The 13,693-nt window shown below is 37.0% G+C and carries 4 protein-coding genes and 2 pseudogenes; 3 read left to right on the top strand and 3 right to left on the bottom strand.

The window, feature by feature from the left end:
- Nucleotides 1-106: 106 nt before the first annotated feature.
- The 3 genes and pseudogenes from RMB06_RS01380 to RMB06_RS01370 all read left to right on the top strand — a co-directional run.
- Nucleotides 107-211: pseudogene (locus tag RMB06_RS01380) on the top strand (LexA family transcriptional repressor); the annotation flags it as partial.
- A gap of 12 nt (nucleotides 212-223) precedes the next feature.
- Nucleotides 224-628, top strand: coding sequence for a putative four-helix membrane protein (locus RMB06_RS01375; protein WP_206218242.1), 405 nt, complete (start codon nucleotides 224-226; stop codon nucleotides 626-628).
- A 200-nt stretch (nucleotides 629-828) separates the two neighbouring features.
- Nucleotides 829-993: pseudogene (locus tag RMB06_RS01370) on the top strand (AAA family ATPase); the annotation flags it as partial.
- Between the two features lie 266 nt (nucleotides 994-1,259).
- Here the strand turns inward: RMB06_RS01370 and groL are convergent.
- The 3 genes from groL to blp1 form a co-directional block, all read right to left on the bottom strand.
- Nucleotides 1,260-2,894: a chaperonin GroEL gene (groL, locus tag RMB06_RS01365; RefSeq protein ID WP_002120607.1), complete on the bottom strand. Its 1,635-nt coding sequence runs from the start codon at nucleotides 2,892-2,894 to the stop codon at nucleotides 1,260-1,262.
- Nucleotides 2,895-2,952: 58 nt separating this feature from the next.
- Nucleotides 2,953-3,243 (bottom strand): co-chaperone GroES, encoded by a 291-nt coding sequence (groES, locus tag RMB06_RS01360; RefSeq protein ID WP_002120604.1) that lies wholly within the window; start codon nucleotides 3,241-3,243, stop codon nucleotides 2,953-2,955.
- Between the two features lie 240 nt (nucleotides 3,244-3,483).
- Nucleotides 3,484-13,386 (bottom strand): biofilm-associated Ig-like repeat protein Blp1, encoded by a 9,903-nt coding sequence (gene blp1, locus RMB06_RS01355; RefSeq protein ID WP_311077908.1) that lies wholly within the window; start codon nucleotides 13,384-13,386, stop codon nucleotides 3,484-3,486.
- Nucleotides 13,387-13,693: the final 307 nt, after the last annotated feature.

Raw genomic sequence — 13,693 nt, 5'->3', positions numbered from 1 at the left:
TTACCAATTTTTGTGAGTAGCCCCCTCAAAAATAGCGTTACTCACACTTCATGTTAAAAGGTATAAAAATCAAACGATTAAACCAACTAAAAAAAGTCTTTCGTATGAATCAGTACCATTAAATCCAGAATTTCCAACACTTAACTCGTTACAAATTATAATATCGATTATTGGTGTTGTTGTTAGGCACAATAGAGAGGTCAAATATTAAAACGAGACTAATATGTTTTTATTAAAAAATTTAGGAATTTTTTTATTCCTATTCCTTATTAATTTTAAAGTGAATGCTGTGATTTATAGTGGATATAGAGTGACAGGTAGTCCATCAACCAACAACTCAGCATCTACTCTCTTCATGATAGTTCTGGGAATTGGTGCTTCTTACTTTTACTACAGATCAATTAAAAACTGGATATATCGAAAAAAGGATGGCGAAAAGCCTGAACGATTGTATGGATTGAGCGATTGGGGAGTAATGTTATTTGTAATGGCTCTCATGGCATTATTTGCTTCAGGTCTGGTCTTTGAAATAGTTGGTGCTTACGGCGGCAGAGAATTGGTCCGAGAGATATGGTACTGGGTTTATTTAGGCTTTTTCTCATTTCTTTTGCTCTTATACAGAACTTAAATATCAATAATATCTAGCCAATTAAAAAAATACTGATCCCTTTATTACCCACTTTAAGTGGGTCTTCTTTAATTAATTTCCCACAAAAATAAGTAAACTAGTATTAAACATTAAGAACTATTGACTACTTATATTGGTATACCAATATTTCTCTCATCAAGACAACAAAAAAGCACATCAGATTTCACTCAATATGCTTTGTAAACTTGAAGGCTGAACAGCGAGATGGTGTTGAATATGAGTTTACGACTGTACTTGATCTTACACACGACAACATTACAGTAGCTACTAAAGATCATTCACAATTATTTTTAGATCCAAGACAACTTGGTGAACATGACGGTGTTTTATTAAAACATATGATCGAATAAAGGACGGAAGAATAAAACCTCCAAATAAAGATGGACGTAAAGACTTCTGACTTAATAGTTATGTTCTTAGCTGCATTCGATAAGGTGCAGATGAAAATGAAATTCAGGAACTGAGAGCATGAAATCAATAAAGAAAAAGGTCGCATTAAGCGACCTTTTCTTATGTGACTAAATCAAACGTGAGTAATACTGTGAGTAACTATCCATTAAATTAATAATTAAACACCATATTACAAACACTTAACTTAAAATTGAGCGATTTACATCATGCCGCCCATACCACCCATACCGCCCATATCTGGAACAGCTGGTTTATCTTCAGGAATGTCAGTAATCATACATTCTGTAGTTAACATTAAGCCAGCAACAGAAGCTGCATGCTCAAGAGCAGAACGAGTTACTTTAGCTGGGTCAAGGATACCCATTTCTAACATATCGCCATATTCACCAGTTGCAGCATTGTAACCAAAGTTACCTTCACCACCCTTAACTGCATTGATCACTACAGATGGCTCATCACCAGCATTTGCAACGATTTGACGAAGTGGAGCTTCGATCGCACGGCGTAAAATGTTGATACCTGCTGTTTGATCTTCATTAGCGCCTTTTAAGCCATCTAATGCATTAACAGCACGTACTAGAGCAACACCACCACCAGCAACAACACCTTCTTCAACTGCTGCACGAGTTGCATGAAGCGCGTCATCTACACGGTCTTTCTTCTCTTTCATTTCAACTTCAGTTGCTGCACCGATTTTAATTACAGCAACACCGCCTGCTAATTTAGCAACGCGTTCTTGTAATTTTTCACGGTCATATTCTGAAGTAGATTCTTCAATTTGAGCACGGATTTGTTGAACACGCTCAGCAATACCAGCAGCATCACCAGCACCATCAACAATAACAGTGTTTTCTTTAGAAACAGTGATTTTGTGCGCAGTACCTAAATCTTGAAGAGTTGCTTGCTCTAAAGACATACCAACTTCTTCAGAAATAACAGTTGCACCAGTCAAGATTGCGATATCTTGAAGCATTGCTTTACGGCGGTCACCGAAACCAGGAGCTTTAACAGCACATACTTTGATAATACCGCGCATGTTGTTTACTACAAGTGTAGCAAGCGCTTCACCTTCAACATCTTCAGCGATGATAAGAAGTGGTTTACCAGTTTTTGCAACTGCTTCTAAAACAGAAATCAATTCACGGATGTTGCTGATTTTCTTGTCAACAAGAAGGATGAATGGGTTTTCAAGTTCTGCAGTTAAAGTATCTTGCTTGTTTGCGAAGTATGGAGAGATATAACCACGGTCAAACTGCATACCTTCTACAACGTCTAACGCGTCTTCGAAGCCAGAACCTTCTTCTACAGTAATTACGCCTTCTTTACCTACTTTTTCCATCGCTTGAGCGATAAGTTTACCAACAGTAGTATCAGAGTTAGCAGAGATAGAACCTACTTGCTCGATCGCTTTGAAATCGTCAGCTGGTTTTGCATTTGAACGGATATTTTCAACTACAGTTTTTACTGCGATATCAATACCACGTTTTAAATCCATTGGGTTCATGCCTGCAGTTACAGATTTGATCCCTTCATTTAAAATTGCTTGAGCAAGTACAGTTGCAGTTGTCGTACCGTCACCAGCGATATCGTTAGTTTTGCTAGAAACTTCACGAACAAGTTGAGCACCCATGTTTTCAAACTTGTCTTTTAATGAAATTTCTTTAGCAACAGTTACACCGTCTTTAGTGATGTGCGGAGCACCGAAAGAACGATCAATAACAACGTTACGACCTTTAGGGCCTAAAGTCACTTTAACCGCATCTGCAAGTACATTTACACCTGCAATCATTTTTGAGCGAGCTGAATCACCAAATTTTACGTCTTTAGCTGACATATTAAACTCCGAATCTTTTTAAATACTGAATCTGATAATGAATTGAGTTATGGATTGATTAGCCTTCCAACACAGCTAAAATGTCTGACTCTTTCATGATTAAGAGTTCTTCACCACTTACTTTCACTGTTGTACCTGCATAAGTACCAAACAATACTTTGTCACCAACTTTAACATCCAAAGCACGTACGCCATTCTCAGTGATTTGACCATTACCTACTGCAATTACTTCACCTTGAGATGGTTTTTCAGCAGCAGAACCTGGAAGTAAAATACCACCAGCAGTTTTGGTTTCTTCTTCTACGCGACGAATTACAACGCGATCATGTAATGGACGAATGTTGCTCATAATTAACTCCATCAGACTAAGTCTTTTTGATTAATCGTTATTGCTTTAATCCAGAGCAATAACAAAATATTTAGATGTCACTTTTGTGGGGATGAAAAAAAAGGCTTCAAGGGGAAAATGAAAAAAAACTTATCTTTTTTGGTCATTTTTTAACAGGTTGTGAAGAGTTTTTATTAAATTTAAAGCACAAAATAAAAGAGGCTATTTTCATAGCCTCTTTTATAAAGATAAATATTAATGTTAAACAAAGAGTTGCTGGTTATTTAACAATTCATCTAATGTTGTATTTACCTGATTTAAAGTTATCAATGAAACATTACTAAACATTGTACCTTCACCATCTCGGTCAAGACTAATAGTCGTGTTTCCAGCATCTTGCTCTACAGTAATAAATTTCGCTAATGTGCTCACGTCTTTAGAATAGTCAATTAATAATTCACTTAAATCAATTTTGTCAGCTTGTAGATCAGTTCTTAGATCACCTAAAGTAAAATCTAACACCGTGTCATGTCCATTCCCGCCAGCCGCATCTTGGCTATTTAGCAATTGGAACAGAATAGTATCTGTACCTTCATTGGTGATATAAGTATCGTTACCTTCACGCCCATTCAAAACATTATTACCAGAGTTACCTGTTAAAAGATTATCTAAAGCATTGCCTGTTGCATTTAAATGAGCAGAACCAACCAGCTCCAAATCTTCAACATAACGCCCGCTTTCTAGACCTGTCGACCAATCAGAATATCCAACCAGACTATAACTCACAGAGCTAACTATTTTATCGTGTCCACCAAAATCCGTATCTTTAAGTTCAGACCCAACTATTTGTGTTTCTGAATAACCACTTTGAATCCACACGTTTTCGTAATGGCTCGTATCTACCCAAGTCTCTTCATTATAACCATCAAACACATATTGTTGCTCATAATAACCCTGTTCAATCCATTGAGATTCATAGTGCCCATCTTGAACGAGTTGTTGTTCAAGATGCCCAACCTCTACAGTATTAGGACCCGATAGTTCATATCCTGCCTGCCACTGATTTAAATTATAATCATAGTAGGTATTCACATATTGATTATACGAACCATCATCTGAATAGTAATTTATGCCATTTGAGTCCATGTAAACATCTATTACGCCATCAACGACCCATGTATCTTGATAATAGCTTGTATCAATCCAAATATCTTGGGAATAGCTTGTGTCAATCCAAACATTCTCAAAATGGCTTGTATCTACCCATATGTTATCAGTATAACCAGAAGCTACCCATTGCTCCTCATAATGACTTGTATCTATCCAGACATCTTGAAATACATTAACAGTAGCAACGCCATACTCTTGAACAAAATCACTTATATGATCAACTACATACGTATTATCCGTAGCATCACCTTTAAACTGATCAACAGTGATTGTAGTTAAATCATTAATTGCTTTACTGATAGTTTCACTACGATTTCCAGCACAATCAATAACGGTAAGGTCAAATGACGTTGCAGTCCCATACACATAAGTAGAGAAAGTTCCATCTGCCATGACCGTAGTACTCGTTACAGAAGGTTCTTGATCAGCAAAATAATAAGTGACTTCAACAGTAGCATTACTTTCGGCATGCCCTACCAGCCAATTACCCCATTCATTTATGGCAAGCTGGGTGACCACTTTCGGTGCTGTTGTATCATTTATAGCAACAACCGTTGTACCTATACTCACATTTTGATTGGCATCAACTATTTTTACCGTCAATGTTTCGCCATGCCAATATTGTGACCATAATTGTGTTAAGAAACTACCTTCACTTCCGACAGTAGTCTGACCAACTAAATTATTATTAGCATCAAAAATATTAACTGTTGAATATGCTTCCGCTTGTCCTGAAAGTACATTTCCATCTGCTAAAACAAGCTGAGTTGCTGCATTTGGCGCGACGATGTCTATGGGTGCGGTAATTTCGGTGTAAGCGCTTTGATAGCCATTTTGCTCCACAACAATGCGTAAAGTTTGCCCATTCGCCTGAGGTGAGTATAACTGGATATTAAAATGCCCTGTTTCATCTACAGAACCACCACCAATATAATTACTATACACATCATAAATACGCACCTCACTATTGAGCGAAGCAGTTCCCTCAATAAAAAAACCATTTTCAGATACCACAATATGCTCTGCTGATGGCGGTGCATTAGTATCTGCATTAAAAGTAATATTAAATGGCTTACTTATATTTTTGGCTAAATCTATCGCAGTGATGAATAACTGCTCTCCACGTAATATAGGTGGATAAATACTAGCGTTAAAATATCCAGTCTCATCCGTTTGAAATTCTGCTCGTAAATCTCCATCCGCATCCATTACCTGAATGATTGCTTTTGAATCAGTTTGTCCGGTAATACCATAACCGTCATTACTAATCACCACATCATTAATTACTGGAGCAATATTGTCTAAAGGCGCAATAATTTCAGAGATTAGGCTGTATTGATTCGTATTCTGGTCATAAACTCGAACTTGTAATGTCTGTCCCTGTAGATAGTAATCAATTAACTGAATAGCAAAACTACCATCTTCATTCACAACATTATTCCACCCTCCATTAATGATCTGACTATCAGTAGATGTAACAACAATCGACATTCCTGCTGTTGCCTTTCCTGTTAGAATATGACCATCTACATCCAGTTTTAGCTCTGTTGCAGTAATTGGTGAGTTGGTAAATACTGGTACTAATTCATGAGCAACTTCGCTTCGGTTGCCAGCAATATCTTTGACAACAATACTCAAATTTTGTGTCTGGTATTGACTCAGATTAATCCATTGATTAAATGTGCCATCGTACCAAACATAAGTTGTTGCGATAACTGCACCATATTGATCAATAATTTCAATCGTTGCATTTGGCTCAGCCTCACCAAAAAGCAATCCGTCTGAGGTTAATGTAATATTTGAAGCAGCTGATGGTGCAACATCATCAATTAAAGCATTATGTTTAACCTCAATACTTCGGTTACTTGCTTGATCAATTACAACAAATATAAGCTCTTCTCCATGTAAATAGACTTGATTAAAATAACCTGACACGTTACCAGTACTATCTACATAACCATAGCCTACAACCTCACCCGTAGCATTTTTGACTTCAATCCGAGTATTTACTTCTGCTTGCGCAGTAAAGTTTTGACCGTTTGAGTCGAGCACAATATTTTCAATCGGATTTGGCGAGATATCATCAATTAAGGCATTCTGTTTGACCTCTGTACTGCGGTTACCAGCTCGATCAACTACAACAAAAGTAAGCTCCTCTCCATGTAAATACACTTGATAGAAGTAACCAGAAACATTACCCATGTTATCGGTTGAACCAGATCCTACCACCTCACCAACAGCATTTTTAACTTCGATTCGACTATCTGCTTCCGCTTGCGCTGTGAAGTTTTGACCATTTTCATTTAAGACAATGTTTTCAATCGGATTTGGTGCAATATCATCAATCAAAGCATTTTGCTTAAATTCAATACTTTGATTACCTGCTTTATCTATAACGATAAAAGTGAGTTCCTCACCTTTTAAATAAACCTGATTGAAGTGACCGGACACATTACCAGTGCTATCGACATAACCATAACCGACAAACTCACCCGCAGCATTTTTGACACCAATAAAACTATTGGCTTCTGCTTGTGCCGTAAAATTTTGCCCATTTTCGTCAAAGATGATGTTTTCAATTGGATCTGGCGCAATGGTATCCACCAAAGCATTTAACTTAAGTTCGACACTGCGGTTACCCATTCGATCTATGACAACGAAAGTTAATTCCTCTCCATGTAAATAAACTTGGTAGAAGTAACCCGTCACATTACCAGTGCTATCGGTAGAGCCCCAACCTATCTGGTTACCAAATGAGTCAAAAACTTCGATCTGACTATTTGCTTCCGCTTGTGCTGTAAAGTTTTGACCGTTCGCATCAAGTACAATATTTTTAATCGGATTAGGCGCAATATCATCAAGCGGCGCCTTAACTGAAACAGCTTCACTGACATTTCCAGCAAGGTCTTTAACAATGACTGTAAACTCTTCACCATGTAAATTGTAAATACCGAAAAAAATAGTAAATGTACCATCAGCATTTACACTCTGACTCCACGTATTCATCTGCTGACCATTTTGATCAAAAATCTGGATGAAGGTATTTGGCTCAGCTACACCAGAAAGGGATGAACCATCTTCACTAAAGACCAGATCACTTGCAGCTACAGGAGCAATATCATCAAGCGGTGCTTTTACAGTAACCTCACCACTCAAATTACCAGCCTGATCAACTACAACTACTTTAAATACTTCTCCATGCATGTAGTTACTGTTTAAATAGATGTTAAATGTTCCGTCCCAATTAACATTATTATTCCACTGATTTAATAATTGACCATACTGATCAAATATTTGAATCGTCGCATTTGGCTCAGCGATACCACTTAGATATGAGCCATCTTCACTAAATACTAAATTAGTCGCATTTTCCGGTGCTGTATTATCAAGAAAGGTTGTTTGTTTTACTTCAATGCTACGATTACCAGCTTGATCAATCACAACAAAAGTGAGCTCCTCACCTTTTAAATAAACTTGATTCAAGTAACCCGAGACATTACCAGCACTATCCACATAACCAAAACCTACAACCTCACCCGCAGCATTTTTAACTTCAACTTTGCTATTTGCTTCTGCTTGCGCTGTAAAGTTTTGACCATTTTCATTAAAGATAATGTTTTCAATCACATTCGGAGCAATGTCATCAATCAACGCATTCTGCTTGACCTCTGTACTGCGGTTACCAGCTCGATCAACTACAACAAAAGTGAGTTCTTCACCATGTAAATAGACCTGATAGAAGTAACCAGAAACATTACCCATGCTATCGGTTGAACCAGATCCTATGACTTCACCAGTAGCATTTTTGACTTCAATTTGAGTGTTTGCTTCTGCCTGAGCTGTAAAGTTCTGTCCATTGATATCTAATACAATATTTTCAATCGGATTTGGTGCAATATCATCAGTTAAAGCGTTTTGCTTGATCTCTGCACTACGGTTACCCGCTCGGTCAACGACAACAAAAGTGAGTTCTTCTCCATGTAAATAGACTTGATTAAAATAACCTGACACGTTACCAGCGCCATCCACATAACCTGAACCAACAATCTCACCAACAGCATTTTTAACTTCAATTTGAGTATTTGCTTCTGCTTGCGCTGTAAAGTTTTGACCATTGATATCTAATATAATATTTTCAATCGGATTTGGCGCAGTATCATCAATCAAGGCATTCTGCTTGACCTCTGTACTGCGGTTACCCGCTCGGTCAACGACAACAAAAGTAAGCTCTTCGCCATGTAAATGCACTTGATACAAATATCCTGAAACATTACCTGCGCTATCTGCTGATCCATAACCTACGACGTCACCGTTATTATTTTTGATTTCAATTTGGCTATTTGCTTCTGCCTGAGCTGTAAAGTTCTGACCATTGAGATCTAATACAATATTTTCAATCGGATTTGGTGCGACATCATCATTCAAAGCACTCTGCGTGACCTCTGCACTACGGTTACCTGCTCGATCGATTACGACAAAAGTAAGTTCCTCACCGTGTAAGTAAACTTGTTGAAAATAACCAGATACATTACCTGAGCTATCGGTGTAACCAAAACCAATCTTATTTCCATCCTGATCGAATACATCAATAGAGCTTCCAGCTTCTGCCTGAGCTGTAAAACTTTGGCCATCTTCGTTGAAGATGATATTTGCAATCGGATTTGGTGCAATGGTATCAATTAAAGCATTTTGCTTAAATTCGATACTACGGTTACCAACTCGATCTATGACAACAAAAGTAAGCTCTTCACCATGTAAATAGATTTGATTGAAAAAGCCTGAGACATTACCAGCACTATCTGTAGAGCCCCAACCCGTCTGATTACCTAATGAATCAAAAACTTCAATCTGACTATTTGCTTCTGCTTGTGCTGTAAAGTTTTGACCGTTTGCATCAAGTAAAATATTTTTAATTAGATCCGGTGCAATATCATCAAGTGGAGCATTTATTGAAACAGCTTCACTCACATTTCCAGCTTGGTCTTTAAAGGTGACCGTGAATGCCTCTCCATGTAAATTATTGCTACCTAAGAAAATAGTAAATGTACCGTCTGAGTTTATGGTGTTATTCCATATATTCACGAGCTGACCATTATGATCAAAAACCTGAATCGTAGTATTCAGTTCTGCTACGCCTGTAAGATATGAACCATCTTCCGAGAAAACTAAATTGCTGGCTGGTGTAGGAGCAACCGTATCAGCGGTAATTACAGTATCGGTGCTTACTTGCCCACGAGCATCCTTAATTGATAAGAAAAACTGCTCACCATCAACAAGAGGGCGGTCAAGCTGGAGTTTAAAATAACTTGATCCATTCCAACCGTTATCTTCACCGACTTTAATTTCAGCTACGACTTCACCTTTGGCATCTTTAACAATGAGAGTACTATTATTTTCAGCTTGTCCACTTATCACTCCGTCCGAAGTAAAGCTATCTACATGGGGGGCAAAAGCATAATTAGGCGCCTGTATCTGCGCTGCTAAACTTACATTTCCATTCACATCGGTAGCTGTGACATAAACCGTCTCAGCATTAGTTAAAAACATACCTAGTTCTATCGAAAAACTTCCACTCTCATCAGTCCAGTTATTCCAGAACCATTTATTAAGAATGTTTCCTTGCCCATCTTTAACTAAAATTTCAGAGAAAGGTTCTGCATGGCCATAAACTAAATCACCAGCATCATTGAAATTTAAATCTGTTGGAACAGGTGGAGGAGTCAGATCTACAATGATATTCTGCTCAGGACTCATCAACCCTTTATTATCAATAATTTGAACGGAAATTTGCTCTCCATCAATTAAAGGTCGGTTTACACTCAAGCTAAAATGACTAAATTCATTCCAACTATTGTCATCACCTAATGTAACCTTTCCTAATTCATTACCGTCAGCATCACGTATGATTACTGTACTATTATCTTCAGCAAACCCAGAAATTAAGCCTTCTTGTGTAATACGTTCAACATATGGAATATAAGCAAAGTTTGGAACTTCAATTAGAGTTTCACTCGTATTTTGATTTTTATCTACTACTTGTACGGTAACCGACTCACCTTCTTTTAAAAATTGGAACACCTGTAAACTTGCAAAGCCTTGTTCATCGATAAAACCTGTAGCAATTAAATTGCCCTCTCCAGAAAATGCACGAATAAAGCTGTTCGGCTCATTAACATGTACTGATAAAGTTTCACCACTAATATCAAATTGTGGAGTTTCTAAAAATACTGCTGGAGTATAGTCTGCGGTAATATATTGTGGATGGCCTGAAATATTATCTTTATCTGTAGAGATAATAATTTGAGTACCTTCCTCTAAAGGTTGGTTGAGGGTCAAAGTAAATGGTCTGACCTCACCTAATGCCATTACACTAAAAGGCGTAATACCTGAACCCTCAAATGCAATGGAGTTAAACTCTTGTAGAATATTTCCATTCTGATCTTTTACAATAAAATGACTGCCTTCGGTCGCATAACCAGTGATCACACCTTCTGGACTAATTCTTGTAATACTAATAGCAGGAACTTCAGTAACTAGGCTAATTGACGAATTTTCACTGCTGTATCCATTATAAGTAGCGACCGCATAAATTTCTTGATTAGTACTAATAGAAAGGTCTTGTAAAGTAAATTTACCCTCCTCATTAGCTATTGTAGTTGCAAGCCAATCACCATTTTTATTGTAGATATCAACATTACTTCCTTTATATGCGCTACCTGAAATGATAGCTCCATCTATATTATTGAAAGTTAGCGAATCTAGAGTTGGCGAATTCGGTGTATGATCTACATTATAATTTTGGGTCTGTTTAATAATGGCTGTATTGCCAGCTTGATCAGTAAGACTAATATCAATTGATATATTGGTTTGCGATTCTTCTGACCACAAAAACTCTGCTGGAATTTCAGTAACCCACTCTTGGGTAACTTCATCAAAATGAAAGTTATACACAACATTGTTTAATGTCGTATTTACTGATGTCAGTGAGCTATTTAAATCTGTTGGTAGATTATCTACGTCCAGTCTTATAGAAATAACTTGATCTTTTTCAGCTAGGCTTATTGTATTGTCTTTAGTAATCGTCTTTACAGTTACTGTAGTTGATTCAATATTTAAAGAATTATCTATAATTAATTTTTCCACACCAGTTTCTGATGTGTTGCCTGCAAGATCCGTTACTACGGCTTTATAGAGATAACTACCATCAGCTAAATTTTTTTGATCAGCTGTTGTCTCCTGCCAAGTTTTTCCTTCATCGGTAGAGACTTCATAGTGGTCTAATAAAGCAGCTTGTTCTCCAATTACAATCGGTTGAGCTAGCTTCAAAGTAAAATTATTATCTTGCGTAATTTGATCTGTTGCTGAAACACCTGTATCAGTCAAATCAGATAAAGTTAGTTTCCCTGCTTGTGGTGCGGTAGTATCTACAACGACTTTTTGTATAGCGGTTTCTGATGTATTGCCTGCAACATCTGTAACTATAGCTTTATATTGGTAAACTCCATCGGTTAAATCTTTTTGAGCTACTGTTGTTTCCTGCCACGTCTTTCCATCATCTTTCGATATCCAATAAGTGATTTGGCTATTTACTTCTTGTCCGCTAATCTTTAAATCAAAAATTTTATCTTGCGTAATCTGATCGGTTGCCGAAACACCTGTATCACTTAAATCAGATAAACTCAGTTCACCTGCTTGCGGTGCTATGGTATCCACAACCACTTTTTGTATAGCGGTTTCTGATGTATTTCCCGCAACGTCGGTTACCACTGCTTTATATTGATAAATACCATCCGCCAAATCTTTTTGAGCTACTGTTGTTTCCTGCCACGTCTTTCCTTCATCTTTAGATATCCAGTAAATGATTTGGCTATTTACTTCTTGTCCGCTAATCTTTAAATCAAAAGTTTTATCTTGCGTAATTTGATCGGTTGCCGAAATGCCCGTATCAGCCAAAGCAGCTAAAGTCAGTTCACCTGCTTGCGGCGCTGTTATATCCACAACGACTTTTTGCACACTGGTTTCAGATATATTGCCTGCAACGTCGGTTACTACAGCTTTAAATTGATAAATACCATCAGCCAAATCTTTTTGAGTAACAGTTGTTTCCTGCCAAGTTTTACCATCATCGATAGAAACTAAATACGTTACTTGGCTGCCACTTTCCTGTCCTTCAAGCTTTAAATTGAAGTTTTTATCTTGCGTAATCTGATCAGTTGCCGAAACACCTGTATCACTCAAATCAGATAAAGTCAGTTCGCCTGCTTTCGGCGCTGTGGTATCCACAACAACTTTTTGTATAGCAGTTTCCGATGCATTTCCAGCTCGGTCCGTTACTACGGCTTTATAGAGATATACACCATCAGTTAAATCTTTTTGAGCGACCGTTGTTTCCTGCCAAGTCTTACCATCATCGGTAGAGACCAAATACGTTACTCGGCTGCCACTTTCCTGTCCCTCAATCTTTAAAGTGAAGTTTTTATCTTGAGTGATCTGGTCGATTGTAGAAGCCCCTGAATCCAAAAGATTTTTTAGATTAAAAGTACCTGGCTCAGGAGGCGTCGTATCTTTAGAATCGTTCCGAGACAATAAAGCAATTGTTCCTGCTCCTGCTAAAGCGCTGACTACCCACGACCAGAGGGGCACAGAAGATGAACTATCAATAAGCTTTGGCGTATCTTTTAATTCTAAATAATTAACAGTGGTCTGTCCGCTAGCATCTTCTCCCAGATTAGCAGCCCAATAATTCTGCCCTTCATTTAAAAGAATTTGCGGGTTTTCGCTAATAAAATAGTTTTCTAAAACAATTTCAGTTCCATCTTTTAGATGAACAATTGCACTGTTTCCTTCTCTTGTTATTGAAGAAATTTTTTCGGGATTTATATCGATTTTTGCGACTTCTTTAGGATTTACTACAATATTTTTTGTCTGGCCTACATTAATATCAACTGTATTATTTTTTGAAGCATTATTTGCCATTAATGATACTTGTACCATTCTTCCACCATGAAATTTCAAATAGTTATTAAGTTTTTCTAAAATATTAAGTCAAATAGATACTCATTTTAATCAAATATTATTAACTATCATCAAATATTATTAACTATCATAAAATACTAAACCCTTATTGTAGCTACTTAAAATCGCGGCTTTTTATATAGTTAAAAAATTTTTATGTATCCATTAATATTATTTTTAAAATGATAAAACATTTAGAATGTTTTCCTATTCCCCATATATAGAATTTAAAGCTTAGGCATTGTAATGGATAAAATTTTATCAATCTACTCTTAAGTTAAATGTC

This window comes from Acinetobacter sp. V104_13 (genome assembly GCF_031798995.1).
Lineage (GTDB): Bacteria > Pseudomonadota > Gammaproteobacteria > Pseudomonadales > Moraxellaceae > Acinetobacter > Acinetobacter pittii.
Note: the sequence above shows the minus strand (reverse complement) of the source record. Positions and strands in the feature narration are given on the sequence as shown.

Coding starts and splice junctions, on each gene's coding strand:
- RMB06_RS01375 (WP_206218242.1), top strand. CDS start 224: ATGTTTTTATTAAAAAATTTAGGAATTTTTTTATTCCTATTCCTTATT.
- groL (WP_002120607.1), bottom strand. CDS start 2,894: ATGTCAGCTAAAGACGTAAAATTTGGTGATTCAGCTCGCTCAAAAATG.
- groES (WP_002120604.1), bottom strand. CDS start 3,243: ATGAGCAACATTCGTCCATTACATGATCGCGTTGTAATTCGTCGCGTA.
- blp1 (WP_311077908.1), bottom strand. CDS start 13,386: ATGGTACAAGTATCATTAATGGCAAATAATGCTTCAAAAAATAATACA.